Source organism: Mesorhizobium sp. WSM4830 (genome assembly GCF_055811495.1).
Genome location: NZ_JBVVQI010000028.1, coordinates 74,190 through 89,464, shown reverse-complemented (window position 1 = coordinate 89,464; position 15,275 = coordinate 74,190). Strand labels below are relative to the sequence as shown.

The following is a 15,275-nucleotide window of genomic DNA, read 5'->3' as shown; positions in this document are numbered from 1 at the left end:
CGCGCTGATCAGCCCGGCCCATGCCGGAGAGCACGGCGACCAATGCCGCCAGCTACACCACTCCCTGGGACACGATCTCATGTCCCAAAGCATCACGCACCGAATGATCGTTCGCTAAGCTGTTCGCGAAGACCTCCACATCTGCCGGCTTTTTTTACCGCAACCTCTGCGACCGGCCACTTTCTTCCTGAGGGCGGTCTCTTCGATGCTGCGTCTTTTAACGTCAAATTGTTTCTCAGCCCGTTCGTCGTCTCTCTAAGAGGCAGGATGGCACCTTCCCACGCACCCGGACAAAGTCTGTACGAGCAGGCGATTTGCAAGAGGTGGTCGGGAATACGAACGATAGTTGACCGTTGCAGTTGGATGGAAGATTTGACTAGGTCAAAGCCTGACACGTTTTTGGTAGTTAATGGTGACGTGACCACTCGATCGGGCATCGCGGACTACCTTCGACATCGAGGCTACCGAGTTTTTTATCGAGGCAAAAGACGCCTTGCTAGGCAAGAGGCAGGGGTGCATTCCAGCGTCTATGTAGACACCATTTTGTCTGCCAGGCGGCACGAATGGTTTTCAGCTTGCCGCGTGGTCCGGGAGAATAGCGAAGACATCAAGGTGGTGCCGTCGTCGGCCATGGAGCGACTGCCAAAGCAGCCAGTAACCTCTGCGAGAATGGCCCTCGTATCGCCAAGCCGTATGACCCGGCAATTCTCCTGGCCCGCATCAGGAGATTGAAGGGCTGGTCTTGTAGAGATCTCGAAGAAACTTCCTAACCCTGTTAGCTTCGACACCATGACAGCAAACCTTCAGGCAGCTCCAAGGGTTTGGAAGACCTTTTCTATGATGGTCTGAAAGACATCTACTACGCCGAACGCAAGATTCTCACGGCGCTCCGGAAAATGGCAAAGGGCGCGGAGTCCGAAGAGCTGAAGGCGGCGTTCGAAAAACATCGTGACGAGACGGAAGGTCAGATCGAGCGCCTGCAGCAGGTTTTCGACGCCTTTGGCAAGAGAGCCCAAGGGAAAACGTGCCCGGCGATCGACGGCATCATCGAAGAAGGAGAGGAGATTTTGGAAGAATTCGACGAGGCTCCGGCATTGGATGCGGGTCGCGCGGCTGCAGCCCAGTCCGTCGAACATTATGAAATAGCGCGCTACTGGACTCTTGTCGCATGGGCCGGGTTACTTGGTCTGAAAGACGCCGTCCCGCTACTCGAACAGACGCTCAAGGAAGAAAAAGCAACCGATGAGGCGCTCACCCGACTAGGCGAAACAGGCGTCAACGAACGGGCGATGCAGCAGGCCGCATAAGTTCGGATCGAATCGACCCGACCGCGGCCCCCGGCAGACGGATAGGAGCTGGGTTGTATTTCCCAATCCAGGCGCGCATGTACACCGCAACCACCGAGCCGTCGACGCGGTGGTTGCCGACCGATTAGGTCATGCTGTGCTGCTAACTACGCTCGTAAGGGCGACCTTAAGAGCGCAGCCTCGCTACCGTGCCATCCTCCCGCAAGGCGGCCTTCGCCGGCCTTCGCCGGAGGCGTACGCGGAACCGGCATGGATGGATGCACAGGATGCGGTTCGCTGAATGCCTACTCGCCGGGAGGTATATCATCGGATTCGCCACCCGATAGGGTCGGGACGGGGTTCTATCTTGCTCTGCGCATGATCTTTTCTGAAAACCGGGTTCAACTTCGGGATCATGTGCCAGTGCCGGCCTACTTCATGCTGGCCGCTGCAGCGACCCTGTCCACCATGGCGAGAACGGCTAGCGGTGCGGTGTGGTGGACCATGTGGCCGGCCTGGGGGATGATATGCACAAACGAACCAGGAATCTCGGATTGTAGTCCAAGAGCCTCGGCTTTCGCATCGAATAACCGGTCGCCGGCCCCAGCGATAATGCCGACAGGCAGCGACAGATCATCGTAGCGGGTGAAGCGCCCGCCAGTCAGCGCGGCGGCCAGCATCAATCCCGATTCGGCCGCGATTGACCGCAATTGTGAGGGCCGGCTGGCGATGTCCTTTGCCGACGAAGCGAACGCCGCAGAGATGATGCCGGGGCGAAATATTTTGCCCATCGCAAGCGGCCAGGCGAGCTGCACAAGCAGCGGCAGCAAGGTGTGGCGGAAAACTCCACCGACGATAGGCAAGGCCGGTAGCGCCGCCAGTGCAAGGCCCAGGCGCGGCGGCGGATGGTAATAACCTGAGACAAGGACGATTCCGGCAACTGATGCTGGGTGCCTGTGCGCGAGTTGGAGAGCCACCGACGCGCGGCCAGGAATGGCCCAGAACGAGATATCTTTCGATCCCAACCTGCGCGACGGCGGCATGAATGAGATCGGCTTGCGCGGCCGCCGTCCACCGTTTGCCTCGCGGCCGCGTGCTCTTGCCGAAGCCGGGCCGGTCAAAGGCGAGAACGCGGTATTTGCCGGCCGCTTCGTCGAGCATGCCGCTGGTCTTGAAATCCTCGGCCGACGAGCCGTTTCCGTGCAGCAGGGTCAACGGCGTTCCGCTGCCCTGCTCAAGGAGGTGCAGGCGCAGTCCCGTCACCCCGATAAAGCACCCCGACCCGTCCGGGCAAAGCGCGCGTCTCGCGCGAGCGCTGTTGTACAGCGCCAGGCTGGCCAACCCGGCGCCAAACAGGACGGCGGCTGCTGTTGTCCTGTTCGTGTGTTGGGCCACTAGCAGCCGCCGCGCGCAAAGTAGACAGTCGTGACCGCTCTGGAAACGCCTTGATGCTGTTGCCGAACTGCCGCGCGTGTCGGCGCGTGGCTTGCCGAGTCCATCTTTGCTCTCCCAGTTTGGCTGCCCCAACCCGCCTGATGGTCCGTTGTTCCTCGAGGGAGGTTCTGCTGGTTTCCGCTCGCCCGAACTTTGAAATGAGACGCTAGTTAGGGCTTTAACGCCGGTGCGCTGAAAGGTCTCGATGATGACAGGCGCAGCACCGTAACGCGCTGTTAGGAATGTCTGACCGGTGGATCGGGCTGCTAGGCCGGCTCAGACAACGCCGTCTCCATTGGGGCGCCTCAGTTTCTCCTGGGCTCCCAATCGTGCTCGAACTGCTCGGCCCATTCCAGGTTCAACAGCCATGACTCCCGTCGCCCGATCCACAGCTCATAATCTGGTATAAGATTGCTCGGAGCTTGATCCAGACTGCCGATCATCACCTCGGCCTCGTCGTCCCGAAGGCTTACGAGGCGCGAACCACAGGTTGGGCAGAAGCTTCGCCCGGCAAAGGTGTGGAGATTGCCAGTGCCTTCGTAGCTCGATCTGGGCCAAACCGCGAAGCAGACGAAGGCGCTCCCGCTCGTTCGCCTGCAGTCATGGCAGTGGCATATAGCAACCCTCGTCGGCTGCCCTTTGAGCCGGATGCTGGCAGCACCGCAAAGGCAGCCACCTGTGCGAACTTGCTCGTCCATCATATCGACACCGCTCGCACAGAGAGATCGCCGCTCTCGTCTGGATTCGGAACAGAAGTCTCATACGGGAGCACATCGATATCCGGCGTCCACATTGGCGCGTCTAATGGCGGCTCTTCTGGTTGGGGTGCCTTGGGAAGGCGCATGGCGTAATCTCCTTTGCCGGGCAACGAGTGGCAAGGAGGGTTGGTTCCAGCCGTCAACTCCGCCCACCCCGGGCCGCCCTTGAGAAGGTTGCCGGAGGCACTAAGCCCAGGCTCTTTCACGTGCGTCGAGGAGAACGATGAATAGTGGGGCAAGGAGCGGCCTGGCCGGCCGGACCAGACGGTGGGCCATCGCGCTAACGGAACGGAAAAGCGTCACCGGGACCGATGGCGAAGCCTCGTTCGGCCCATGGCTAGCCGACGCGTTGCGCCACGAGACGGCATTTCGCCGGGCGGAAATCTGGACCATAGAAGTCGAGCCGGGGGATGGGCGCCACTGCGTGGCGATGCTGGTCCGCGGTATTGGCCACGCAACTGTCATGCTGACCGGCCACTACGACACTGTTACGACGAGCGACTATGGCGAGCTGGAGGACATGGCAACTCGGCCGCAACAACTCACGCAGGCGCTGGGCAAAACCTTGGCCTCGGCAGATGCGCCTGCCGCAAGGCGGGCGCGGGACGATTTCGCGTCGGGAGATTTTCTCGCAGGGCGCGGCCTGCTCGACATGAAGACCGGTCTCGCCGCCGGGCTGGCGGTCTGTGCCGCATTCGCCGAGAGCACTAACGCGGCGGGAAATCTTTTGTTCATCGCCGTCCCCGACGAAGAGAACAATTCTGCCGGAGCGCGCAAGGCGGCACAGGCGCTGCCGGCGATTGCAGGCGAGGGCGGGCTCGATATTCTGGCGGCAATCAATCTCGATGCGATCGCCGACGACGGCGACGGCAGCAAGGGTCGCGTCATCGCGCTTGGAACGGTCGGCAAGCTGCTTCTGACGGCCCATGTCGTCGGCGTTCCCGCGCATAGCGGTTTTCCCCTGAAATGGGCTGAATGCCGCGACCGTTGCCGCTGCCATAGCCGCCCGGGTGGAATGGGCCTCTGAGCTTACCGACAATGCCGAGTCCGTTCCGGGCACACCGCCGAGCTTGCTCAATATTCGCGACGGCAAGTCCCGCTATGACGTAACAACGCCGGCTACGGCGTTCGCCAGCTTTAACGCGCTGAGCTATCGACGGAGCCCGGACGAGGTGCTTGATCGCTTTGACCGGCTTTGCGCCGATGCTGCTTTTGCCTGCCTTGCGGAGCTGAAGCAGCGGCGGCATTGCCAGCACGGCAGCGCCGCGATCGATCTGGTCGAAACAATTCCCCTGCATCGTTACGAGGCACTGCTGGACTGTCTCGATGCGGAAGCAAGATCAAGGCTTGGCACCGTCGGCGCGTCTCTTGCCGCGGGCGATCTCCCGCTGCCCGAGCAATGCCGGCTGGTTACCGAAGAGGCATGGCGATTGAGCCGCTTGCCGGGACCGGCAATCGTCACCGGCTTCGGCTCGATACCCTATCTGCCGACGAACCTTTCGGACAGGCCGGCAGCGGCGAGGTTGCGCGCGATTGCCTTCGAGATCGCAGCCGGCGCAACCGCCCGCTATGGCTCGGCGATCGGCTGTGCGGATTATTTCGCCGGCATCTCGGATATGAGCTTCTTTGGGGAGGCTACCGAATCCGGTCTCAATGTCGTCGCCCGCAACACGCCGATGTGGCGCGACGGCATTCGCTGGCCGAAGTCAGGCGGGCTGGCCAACATTCCCACCATCAATATCGGCCCGTGGGGACGAGACTACCATACCCCGCTCGAGCGGCTTCACATCGGCTATGCTTCGATGTCCTGCCGCAAGTCGTGAGCGATGTTTGTGCGGCACTTCTCGCAAAGCACGCGTAGCGGAAGCAAAACTCGATACCTCGCCAGGAGCAAATCGGCAAAGCCGAGGTTGCAGCCGGATCAATCCCGAGGCATGCCGTCGCCGTGAAGAGATTCTCAAGAACAGCTTCGCCAGCGCGCCACGAACCGGCGGTAGCGCTATGACGAAGTTTTGGGAGGCTCGTCCGACTCCGGCAAACGATCGCGAATGGCTTCCTCGGTTTTGCTTGCCGTCTTTTTCACGACTTTCTCGACGCGATCGACCAACGTCTCGGCGTCGCCGCTGGAACCCGGTCGGTCAGCCTCTTCCTTTACAGTCTCATATGCTTCGGCGGCGACCTGCTTGGCTTGCTCCACGCCTTCCTCAAAGACTTCATCGGCACTGTCACGAAGCTTGTCGCGGTATGGGCCGAGTTGCGCGTCTTCCGTGGCTGTGTGCGGCAGCATCACGCCGATGGCGGTGCCCACGGCAAGGCCCACCGCGGCCATGGCCAGAGGTTCGCGCTGGAACAGGTCCTGCGCCGACTGCCGCACCCGCCCCGATATATCGGTGGCTGCCGAGCCGAACTGCCCAACCGTGCTTCCTAACCTTTCTTTCGCGCCGCTCGCAACGTCCGCCACAGCCTCAGTCGCACCGCCTGCTACGGAAGCAACCGAACGAGCGGCATCGGAGAGCATGGAGCCGGCGGAATCTTCGCCCTCGGCACCGTACTCATCGCCGCGTGAATCCTGCCAGGCCCCGCCCAAGCCCCTCTGGTCAGAGAAGTTTCGGGTGCCGTCAGGTTCCCTGCTGGGGGAATAGGCACCAAGTGCTGAACTGTCTACCGACGTGCCCTTGCCAAGCATTAGCCAGGCCAGGCCCGCGCCGACCAATGTAAGCGGCAACGGATTGTCCCTGACCTGAGTCTTAAGATTGCTGAGCATGGCGGATCCCTCGTCGCTGAACATCCCGGTGAATTCGTCGATCAGCTGACCTGGTGTCATCTTGCTCCGGATCGAGTCCGCCGTGTCCGTTATCTTGGCACGGGCAATGTCGGCATCGCGTTCGAGTTCGGCTGCGGATTTGTCGATCATCTTATCTGGTCCTTGATCACGCGTGCGTCGCGTTTAAGTTGGTCTTGTGTCCGGTCGGGGGTCAACTCTGAGGGAGCCATGCTTGCCTTGCCGGAGCGCAAGAGTATGACGCCCAGTAGTGCTACCAAGATGCCGACGAGCAGCGAGGACCATCCGGCTCCCAGCCCGGCGCTCGCCAGGGCAATCACCAGCGCCTGCAAAAGCACCATCAGGGCGGCGAGCAGGCAAATGGCGCCTCCAATCACCTCCACGGCGCCGGCGCCGGCCTTGCTTACCTTTTCCGACATTTCAGCCCGCAACAGCCTGCTTTCGGTTTGAAGCAGTGTTGTGACCTGCTGTGCCAGATCGCTGACAAGGGTTGTCAGGCTGCGAGTGTCCTGATTGTCGGTCATGGGTTTCGCTCCAGGCTTGCATTGGCCCAGTCATCGCCGGACTGATCGGATCCTAGCGGGGCGGGCTCAACTGCCTCTGCCGATCGCCCTCCGAACTCATCCGAACTAGGACCCGTCTCGGTCGCTCGGCCTGTTCCCGACTGGCCCGGTGCTCCGGCTTCGGCAGAGGATGGCGAGCTCTTGATGAACCGCCCCAACGCCAGGCCTGCCAATACCGAACCGGCGATCAGCGCCCCCGAATTTTCGCGGCCGAATGACTGGATTTCGCCAAGCACTTCGTCGAAGGGTTTATCCTTCAGGGACGAGGAAAGCCGCTCGAGCCCGCCTGCGGCGTCAAGGGCGAATTTCGAAGCGGTCCGTTGATCATTATTGGCAAGATGCTCGCTTGCCGCGCGCAATGCGCCGCTGAAGGCTTTCAGATTGGCGCTCACGTCGCGCTGCGTTCCCTCCGCCTTGTTGAACAATGCTTGCTTTGCTTCCGATGCGTAATCACCGGCTTTCCTGGTGATCTCGTCACGCGCATCGTGGAGCGCTTCCGTCGCGGTCTGCTTTTCCCGTCGTAGTCTTTCCGAAAGTTCGCTTCTGGCGGTCTCGAAATCGGCCGTCTGACGGCCCTGATCGTCCTGGTCCTGCATGGTGTCTCCTAGTGGAATCCGAGGAAGGAGAGGATCGCAAGCACGACGACGACGAGGCCGATGAGATAAATAACATTGTTCATGGCGCAATCTCCTCCACTGCGCACCGAACTTGCCTGTGCTTCCCGTGTTCCCGCAGGCGTCATCTTTTTTGTAAGCGACGCCTAACCAGCCTCAAGACGGGATCTTGTCCTGTGCCGATGGCGGTGAGCGCCCGGTTTGGAAATGATACGAGACTGGACTCAGGTGCGATTTACAGGTTGAGGCGCAGGTCCATCCCTGCAGATTCGCGCTGCATGGGCCGGAATTTTTCCGCAGTGGTTTGACTGGGCATTATCGCAGTGGGACCTGCCTGCGACCTACCACTCTATTGCTGGCCGAGTGGTCATCAGCCAGAAAATCCCGAATACCGCAGCGAAGGCGGGGAAGCCGAACGCGAACCACAGCCAGAAGAGCCGATGATAGCGCAGCGGCAACGACGCGCCTGCAGCGGCGGCTTGAGATGCCAGCTTGCGCATTTTATGGCACCGCTGGCGACCAGCCCTTTTCCTGTGAAGAATGGCCACATCCCGATTGTCCTGACCTAAAAGCTCCTCTTCACAAGGGAACCAAGGTCCGGGATCTACCCGGCCGTAAGCAGAATGAGAACATGGACGGGGCCGTCCTGAAGGGCCGCTGAGTTCCAGCCGATCCCGGCAAGCCGGTAATCCCCGCCTCCAGGCACAAAGTACAGTGGAAGCAGTTGACTAAGTAACCTGCACGAGGCTGGTTCCGGCCGCGGAGCTTTGCTCCTCATGTCGAGCTGCCGTTTCTCAAAACACTCGTTTTGAAAAAGAGCTGGCCGGCAAGCCGCAACCAGAGGCGGCGCCTCATTGCGCTGGCTCGTAGGCGAGGCCGCCTGCATTGCGGACCGCATTGACGAGCACCCAAAATCGAGCCCCAATCGGATTACATCATTTGTTTCGGGATTCACATGAACCGATTTCTCTTTGTAATGGCTGACTTTCTGTCCCGGCCGCCCGGCTTTTATCTGATCATCGTGGCCATGATAGCCTGCACTGCGATGGTCCCTTTCGGCCTAACAAACGTAATCACCTATGCGCTTTCAGTAGCTGCGATTGTGATTACCGGCGTTGTTCTGATCCAGGGTTATCGCGACACTGCTGCCATCCATGCCAAGCTCGATGAAATTATCGTTGCATTGAAGGAAACGAGGAACAATGTCGTCGGGCTGGAGCACGCCGAGCCTGAGGAAATTAAGGCCCATTTGGCGCGGCTCGAAATTGGAAGCGGCGGCGGCCGATCGAGAAACTAAGCACGGGGGAGTCTCTGATGCGTGAGCGCTGCTCAAAAGCCATCATGCGCAAGCTGAGTCCGGCCCGAGGCGGTCGCTCAAGGTCCGGCCAGCGGCGGCCAAGCCCGACAGATGCGCAGCAGCGCTAAGCTTATAAGCGAAGGGTGGCTAATCTAACGCATGCGCACTGTGGTAGTCGGCAAGAAAACTGGCCGTTGCAAAACCGGGATGGACGCGAGCCGGTTCGCCGGACTTGCAGCTAGGGGGAGCTCGAGGACTGGAGGACTGCCCGGGTCGGAATCATTGCGGCCTGTCGTATTCCGTGGGAGTGCATCTTTTCGCGGAGGTGGCGGAAGCACTTCCAAGCTAGGCAGGTCTCCCCGATTTGACCGCGCTATGTGGAAGCACACCGCCGTCGACCGCTGCCGCATTCCCGAGGGAAGGTCGACGCCGCGGAAGGCGTCGGCATAGCGATGCCGGCGAAGCCTACTTGCGGTCCAAATGGCGAGAGCGGTATGAGCTCACACCATGTCTCTAACAACCGCGTCGAATGTTGTAAGGCCTGCGCTCGGACGCCCTTGCGTAAAAAGTCCCTGTTCGATTGCGGCCGCCTTGAAGGCATCGGTCGCAGCTTGTTGATTGCAATGACCGGCCAAGCACTCCTTGATCATTCGGACGGCTTCGAGCCGCCGCGGCTTGCCCGTGTATGGCCATGGTTGTTCAAGCGCTCTCGCAGCGTCGGATATTGATGCAACCACCATCGGCTTGCAATTCAGGTAAATCGTAATCGGAATGAACGCCGGCATTTTCTCGCTCGCCAGGATTGAACGGGGCTAAACGCGAAGAGAGGGCGGAGGTTGCATGCCCCTCCACAAAGTCAAAATACGAGATGCGAGACGTCGCCGTCCAAGGGCGAGGGGTAGGCGTTTCGTCGGTGCGAGCCGTTGAAGCACGCGTTGGCACAAACCTAGGCCGGCGGGGTCAAAGCCTTTGAACGGCGCAACGTCCATGAGCCCCGCATCAGCGCCAGCCTGAGCGCGGCTGAGAGTCGATTTAGTGTTTCCTGCGAAATTTGAGTCAACGGGGCGTACGATTAGCGAGCCACCTTTACGGGTGAGCATGAGCCGGCCGGCCAATCCTGATTCCGCATGCCAGTGGCAAGATGTTTCCCGCGTTCCCACTAACCGCTCGAAACTGATAGTCCTTTACAGTTCGCTTACAAGCGACGTCTCGACGGCGGCCAACGGCGCTTCCAACCTCCAGGTGATTCCATGCGGGCCGTATTGGAGATTTCCTGTCCCTCCGACTGCCTCGGGAGCAACTCGCTTCAGCACCACGGTTCCAAAGCCGCCCTGTCCGACGGTCTGGACATGAGGACCATCAGTTTCGGCCCAGGCGAGGTTGAAGAGTCTCGAGGGACCGGAACCCGTGGTGTTCCAGGTGACGGAAATTTGGCCCTCGTCCCCTGAAAGCACACCATGTTTGGCCGAATTGGTCGCGAGTTCGTAAAAGGCAATGCCGAGATATTGGACTGCATTTGGGCTAAGCATGATGGATGGTCCGGACATCGAAATTCGCTCCTCATTGCCGAAGGATTTCGCCTGCGATAACAGGAGTTCGAAAACAGTGACGCCTTTCCAGTCGCCCATCACGAGCAGATCGTGCGAGCGCGACAGGGCCATGATCCGCTCGCGGACCTCTCGTTCGAAGTCGGCGGGGGTTTGGGCCCGCTTGTTAGTCTCGCGGATCATCGAAAGGATGACCGAATACTGGTTCTTGACGCGATGGTTGACCTCACGCATCAGCATGCGAATGCGATGCTCGTTTTCCCTCGCCGACGTGATGTCCCGGGCAATATTCGATGCACCGACGATCTGCCCAGTCGCATTGCGCACAGGTGAAACCGTAAGCGAGACCGGAACCAGGCTGCCGTCCTTACGCTGACGAATGGTTTCGTACGTTTCGACCCGCTCGCCGCGACGAATGCATTCTAGGATGCGGGGCTCCTCGTCCTGGTGAGCGGCCGGGATCAGCATGGTCACCGCCCTGCCTATCGCTTCTTCGGCAGTGTAGCCGAACAGCCGTTCGGCGCCATGGTTCCAGCTCTTGATTACGGTGTTCAGATCCTTGCTGACGATGGCGTCGAACGAGGATTCCACAATGGCTGACAAATGGAACCTGGCCTCTTCAGCACGGTGGCGCTCGGTAAGGTCGAGCAGCATGTTGACGGCGCCGATCAGATTGCCGTCCTCATCCCGTATCGGAGTTGGAAAGGGCAGGAACGGAAAAAACGACCCGTCCGGACGCTGCGCTATGGCCTGCTGATTGCGGACCGGCCGGTTTTCCTTGAGCGCAATCGCCATTGGGCACTCGTCGTGGGGCATTCGTTGCCATCGGAAGTGAACAGCTTGAACGTCACGCACCATTTGTCCTTGCCGATTTCTGGCTCCGTGCCGGCTAGTTCGGCGGCAGCGCGGTTGTAGGAGGTGATAGTGCCGTGCTGATCGGTGGTATAGATCGCAACCGGAAGGCCGTCGAGAATCTGGTGATAGGTGCTGTCCTGCCGCCTTAGCTCCGTGCGTGGCCGCTCGAGGTCGGTGACATCGACAGTGAAGCATCTGGTGTTGACCAGCTTGCCGTCTTGCTGGCCGCACGACGTGATTTCCACCTGCTTGATCGACCCGTCACGGGCTCTCAATCGCGCCGGATATCGCGCGACCTTCTCGCCACGAGCGAGGCGCGCCAGAATATCCTCGATCACCTCTCCGTCGGGATAGAATTCGGCAATGTGGCGGCCGATATACTGCCGTGCAAGATAACCGACAAGGTCCAGCTCTGCCTTGTTGGCATGAAGGATGATGCCGTCTGCACTCATCAGGCGGAGCGCTATGGAGCCGTTCTCGAAAAAATCTTGATAATCGAAGTGCCGAAGTCCCTTCTCGGTTGTTTCCGGGAGCTTGAAGGCGACAACGTTCGCCTGCGGTACTTCATTCATCCCCAAACCCATCGTTGCCTAGTCGGCCGTAATGCGGCGAGTGGAAATTGGTTCCAAGAATCCTCCCAACAATTCCGCCTTCGCCGCGGCCGATGGCTACCAGCTATGAACTCGGTTTTGCTGGGCAGAATCATAAGGCGTGACGGGAGCCGCTCACACGTCGGAACGCTAAAATTCTGGATCCTCGCTGCTATCGCGCTCGCATGCTTCGGCGCCGACAGCGCCCCACAGGATGAGCACGTCCATCCCGCTATGCGACCTTCGTCCCCTCTCTCCAACCGTCGATTGGTAGACGGATCTCAGATGATGAGCCTAAGTCTAGGCAATGGTTAGTGCGCACCTCGCAAACCCGACCCCCAAGCCCCAGCTTGGTGAAACAGCCTTCGATCAGTCCCGCCATGCTTCATCTGTCGGCGGGCTTTTTATTCCACTAGCGGGAACAACCGAGCCACCCGAAGGTTCGGTGCTGGCAGCAAGTTCACTCCTTATGGCTGCAGGATCGGTGAAGCCGGTCGAGGCCCGCGTCTTTCGTCCCTCCGAGGACGCGGGCCTTACTACAGAGGTTCCGTCACAGACCGACGCCGATCGATGAGTAACGGATGATCACCTCGTCCTGACGAAAACGTCGCTCAAGGTCCGCACGGCGCGTTCGCCAGGCTCGCAGATCAATCTCCTCCGTCATCACCTCGAAGATGACGATTACATCATTGCTGCACTGGCCGCCCTGCCGCCACAGCCCTTCGGCAGGTGCCTGCAAAAAGGCCGTGACGCCGGCGAACTGCTGGGCCAGTTCTTCCTTGAGCCGGGCGAATTCCTGTTTGGGGAACGGTCTGCCGGAATTGTCCGCGCGAGGTAGCAGGATTTGAAAAAGATACATGATGAAACTCAATGATCACGAACGGTTGCCGTGCCTCTTCGTTCCTCATGCTTTGCTTTCGGCGTCGGCGCCGGGCGCCGTGCGCTTGGTGTCACCGTGGGCCGTGTTCGCCCTGAAATCAATGCTCGGCGTCGCCATTTGCAAGATAGTTGTGCATGTCCGTTGCAGCGACCGCTGCGTGGCCGAATGCTACGGCAAGCTGATTGATCTCGTTGACCACATCTCCGGCTGCATAAAGTCCACGGACTGCGGTGCGCTGGCGCGAATCCACGACCAGATTACCCACTTTGTCACAGCATGCACCAAGGTCGACTGCAAGCTGCGAGCGGATGGTCGAGCCCATCGCAGGGTAGATGGTCTCAAACGAGAGCGTACCGCCGTCGATGAGTTCCACCACCGCCTCCCGGCCCGGGGCGCAAACGGAATTGGGTCTGCATAGGCCGATCTTGATCCCGGCCCTCTTGAGTTTGGTACGCTCTTGCGGGGAGGGCTCGGATGGATCGGTAATCAGCACGGTCAGATCCTGAGTGAAAGTGCGCATGAACAACGCCTTTTTTATCGCGTGTTCGGCCGGTCCGATGACGGCCACCCGTTTATCGATTGCTTCATAGCCGTCGCAGATCGGGCACAATCGCAAGACGCCAGCTTGGATCATGTCGGTAGCGCTCGGAAGAGCTGGGAGAATGTCAACAACGCCGGTTGCAAGGAGCACCGAGCGGGCACGAATGGGAGATGAAGCGGCCGCCAAAAATCCAGCCTTCGTTTTGCGAATGGATACGATCCTGTCGCGGACCAAGCTTGCGCCGTATCGAGGAGCCTGCAGTTCGAGGCGGTCAAGCAGCTCAGGGCCGGTGATGCCGTCTGGGAAGCCTGGGCAGTTGCGCGTCAAGGGAATCCACTTTGCACGGCTTTCATCTGCGTCGACGACGATTACTCGCCTGCGAAATCTTCCAAGGTAAGTCGCAGCCGTTAGGCCGGCTGGCCCGCCACCTACGATCAGGCAGTCGAAGCTTCCTTCATGCCTGTTCGTGTCCCGGTTGGCCATTCAGAAATCCTGAATCACAAGGCTGGATCGCGAGGGCACAGCCGAACCCCGTCGAAGGAACGCGGAGCAGGCCATTTGGTTACAAATGTGGAGCTCCCAATTCGCCGGACAGTTCAGCTACGGAGATGATGAGCTGCCAAGGGGAAGCCACCTTCAGCGCGGAATGGGGATGGAGACCGACAGAATAGGGTCGACAAAGGGCTAGGGAGTAGGCGTCCGCGGCAGAGGCAGGATGGAGCAGGCGGGCTTTTCCCTCACTTGGGCTGGTCCACCGTAACCGGCCGCCAAAGACGGCGGCAGGTGCTGTAGCGAGTTCTTCAATCAGCTCCAATATCCGCCAACAAGAATGCTGCGTAGCCAGTGTTTGCCCATCACCATTTTGCCGGACTTCCGCAGCCTCGCGACCAGAGCGGATTTACACCATTGCGGTCGATTCGCCGGTGCTCGCCAACCCTCGACAATTGTTCTATGCTCTTGTCGGCACGGCATGGTCGTGGTTGCGACACGGAAGTCTGTTGTCCTGTGGGGGTTCCATGTTCGAAGTCGTCGGAGACTGGTGGAAAACGGGCTCGAGAAGCTGCTTCGCCCTAAACACCCTTGGCTTAATCGTTGTCCTATCGGTGCTGTTGTTACCTGGGCTGGAAAGCGCCAATGCACAGACGAACTGGACACTCGACCCGACGGCCTCCGTGCTCACCTACCAGTCGGTCAAGAAGAATACGATCGTCGAAACCAACAAGATCAGGAACATAGCCGGCACTCTTTCTTCGACGGGTGAGGCCAAGATCACCTTTGATCTTAACTCCGTCGATACGGGTGTCGACCTTCGCAATGTCCGCATGCGGTTCCTTTTCTTTGAGACATTCAAGTATCCGTCCGCCGAACTGACCGCAAAAGTGGACCCTGCCGCATTTGCAGACCTCGCGACCAAGCGAAGGGTGAAGGCAGTGCTGCCATTTCGCCTCAACCTGCACGGGGTCGACAAGGATCTCGAGGCCAATGTCGTAGTGACCATGATCAGCGACAGCATGGTCTCCGTCGCTTCCGAGGCGCCTGTTGCCGTGCATGTCGAGGACTTCGGACTGCTGCCGAATGTCGAAAAACTGCAGCAGGCCGCGAATGTGACGAACATTGTTCCGACCGCTTCGGTATCGTTCGATTTCGTGTTCAACGCCAGCGGCAGCAAGCCCGCGGCCGTGCAGACAGTCGCGGCAAGCACTGCCGACGTCGGACCCGTCGCCACCGATGCCGCGAAAGCGAACTTCAGCGACGAGGAGTGTCTCAACCGGTTCGCGGTGCTCTCCCGCACTGGGGCCATCTATTTTCGGTCGGCGAGCGCGCGGCTCGACAACCAAAGCCGCCCGCTGCTGGCGGAGGTGGTTGGCGTAGTCGGCAAGTGCCCCGGCCTGAAGGTAGAGGTTTCCGGCCATACCGATTCCGATGGTCCGCCTGCCGCCAACAAGCTGCTGTCGGAACGCAGGGCCCAGGCCGTTGCCGATGCCATCATTGCCGCGGGTATTGCACGAACGCAGATCACGGCAAGCGGGTATGGCGAGGAGCGGCCCGTTGCGGCTAACGATACGCCGAAGAACAAGGCGCTCAACCGGCGGATCGAGTTTTCCGCCACCAAGCTCGTCAACTGAGG

Annotated in this window: 15 protein-coding genes and 2 pseudogenes; 5 read left to right on the top strand and 12 right to left on the bottom strand. The window is 60.0% G+C overall.

Annotation, left to right across the window (positions count from 1 at the left end):
- The first annotated feature begins 821 nt into the window (after positions 1-821).
- On the top strand, positions 822-1,307 hold the full coding sequence (locus AC0L2Y_RS27620; protein WP_473560827.1) for a YciE/YciF ferroxidase family protein: 486 nt from the start codon (positions 822-824) through the stop codon (positions 1,305-1,307).
- A 410-nt stretch (positions 1,308-1,717) separates the two neighbouring features.
- Here AC0L2Y_RS27620 and AC0L2Y_RS27615 read toward each other — a convergent pair whose 3' ends face one another.
- From AC0L2Y_RS27615 to AC0L2Y_RS27605, 3 genes and pseudogenes are all read right to left on the bottom strand, one after another.
- Positions 1,718-2,218, bottom strand: coding sequence for an alpha/beta fold hydrolase (locus tag AC0L2Y_RS27615; RefSeq protein WP_473560835.1), 501 nt, complete (start codon positions 2,216-2,218; stop codon positions 1,718-1,720).
- A pseudogene (locus AC0L2Y_RS27610) lies at positions 2,142-2,447 on the bottom strand (alpha/beta fold hydrolase); the annotation flags it as partial. The gene AC0L2Y_RS27615 and the pseudogene AC0L2Y_RS27610, both read right to left, overlap by 77 nt.
- Before the next feature lie 578 nt (positions 2,448-3,025).
- A complete protein-coding gene (locus AC0L2Y_RS27605) occupies positions 3,026-3,418 on the bottom strand; it encodes a GFA family protein (RefSeq protein ID WP_473560825.1) in 393 nt (130 codons plus the stop codon).
- Between the two features lie 283 nt (positions 3,419-3,701).
- Here AC0L2Y_RS27605 and AC0L2Y_RS27600 point away from each other — a divergent pair, with 283 nt between their 5' ends.
- Together AC0L2Y_RS27600 and AC0L2Y_RS27595 are read left to right on the top strand one after the other, a co-directional pair.
- A complete protein-coding gene (locus AC0L2Y_RS27600) occupies positions 3,702-4,505 on the top strand; it encodes a M20/M25/M40 family metallo-hydrolase (RefSeq protein ID WP_473560823.1) in 804 nt (267 codons plus the stop codon).
- The gene (locus AC0L2Y_RS27595) at positions 4,489-5,301 is read left to right on the top strand and encodes a hypothetical protein (protein WP_473560821.1); all 813 of its coding nucleotides are present in this window, start codon (positions 4,489-4,491) and stop codon (positions 5,299-5,301) included. Before AC0L2Y_RS27600 ends, AC0L2Y_RS27595 begins: the two co-directional genes overlap by 17 nt.
- A 176-nt stretch (positions 5,302-5,477) precedes the next feature.
- Here the strand turns inward: AC0L2Y_RS27595 and AC0L2Y_RS27590 are convergent, their stop codons facing one another.
- The 4 genes and pseudogenes from AC0L2Y_RS27590 to AC0L2Y_RS27575 all read right to left on the bottom strand — a co-directional run.
- On the bottom strand, positions 5,478-6,392 hold the full coding sequence (locus AC0L2Y_RS27590; protein ID WP_473560819.1) for a hypothetical protein: 915 nt from the start codon (positions 6,390-6,392) through the stop codon (positions 5,478-5,480).
- A complete protein-coding gene (locus AC0L2Y_RS27585; RefSeq protein WP_473560818.1) occupies positions 6,389-6,784 on the bottom strand; it encodes a phage holin family protein in 396 nt (131 codons plus the stop codon). Before AC0L2Y_RS27585 ends, AC0L2Y_RS27590 begins: the two co-directional genes overlap by 4 nt.
- A complete protein-coding gene (locus AC0L2Y_RS27580) occupies positions 6,781-7,509 on the bottom strand; it encodes a hypothetical protein (protein ID WP_473560817.1) in 729 nt (242 codons plus the stop codon). The genes AC0L2Y_RS27585 and AC0L2Y_RS27580 overlap by 4 nt, the downstream gene beginning before the upstream one ends.
- A 269-nt stretch (positions 7,510-7,778) precedes the next feature.
- A pseudogene (locus AC0L2Y_RS27575) lies at positions 7,779-7,940 on the bottom strand (DUF2269 family protein); the annotation flags it as partial.
- 452 nt (positions 7,941-8,392) lie between these two features.
- Here AC0L2Y_RS27575 and AC0L2Y_RS27570 point away from each other — a divergent pair.
- A complete protein-coding gene (locus tag AC0L2Y_RS27570; RefSeq protein ID WP_473560816.1) occupies positions 8,393-8,734 on the top strand; it encodes a low affinity iron permease family protein in 342 nt (113 codons plus the stop codon).
- A 500-nt stretch (positions 8,735-9,234) separates the two neighbouring features.
- Here the strand turns inward: AC0L2Y_RS27570 and AC0L2Y_RS27565 are convergent, their stop codons facing one another.
- The 5 genes from AC0L2Y_RS27565 to AC0L2Y_RS27545 form a co-directional block, all read right to left on the bottom strand.
- Positions 9,235-9,519 carry a DUF982 domain-containing protein gene (locus tag AC0L2Y_RS27565; RefSeq protein WP_473560815.1) on the bottom strand — a complete coding sequence of 95 codons (285 nt, stop codon included), beginning with the start codon at positions 9,517-9,519 and terminating at the stop codon, positions 9,235-9,237.
- A gap of 399 nt (positions 9,520-9,918) precedes the next feature.
- A complete protein-coding gene (locus tag AC0L2Y_RS27560; protein ID WP_473560814.1) occupies positions 9,919-11,139 on the bottom strand; it encodes a PAS domain S-box protein in 1,221 nt (406 codons plus the stop codon).
- Complete coding sequence (locus tag AC0L2Y_RS27555) at positions 11,025-11,708, bottom strand: PAS domain-containing protein (RefSeq protein ID WP_473560813.1); 684 nt, start codon at positions 11,706-11,708, stop codon at positions 11,025-11,027. Before AC0L2Y_RS27555 ends, AC0L2Y_RS27560 begins: the two co-directional genes overlap by 115 nt.
- A gap of 568 nt (positions 11,709-12,276) precedes the next feature.
- Positions 12,277-12,597 carry a hypothetical protein gene (locus AC0L2Y_RS27550; RefSeq protein ID WP_473560812.1) on the bottom strand — a complete coding sequence of 107 codons (321 nt, stop codon included), beginning with the start codon at positions 12,595-12,597 and terminating at the stop codon, positions 12,277-12,279.
- Between the two features lie 106 nt (positions 12,598-12,703).
- Positions 12,704-13,630, bottom strand: coding sequence for an NAD(P)/FAD-dependent oxidoreductase (locus AC0L2Y_RS27545; RefSeq protein WP_473560811.1), 927 nt, complete (start codon positions 13,628-13,630; stop codon positions 12,704-12,706).
- Between the two features lie 533 nt (positions 13,631-14,163).
- On the opposite strand from AC0L2Y_RS27545, the gene AC0L2Y_RS27540 reads away from it, so the two are divergent.
- Positions 14,164-15,273 (top strand): OmpA family protein, encoded by a 1,110-nt coding sequence (locus tag AC0L2Y_RS27540; protein WP_473560809.1) that lies wholly within the window; start codon positions 14,164-14,166, stop codon positions 15,271-15,273.
- Positions 15,274-15,275 lie beyond the last annotated feature (2 nt).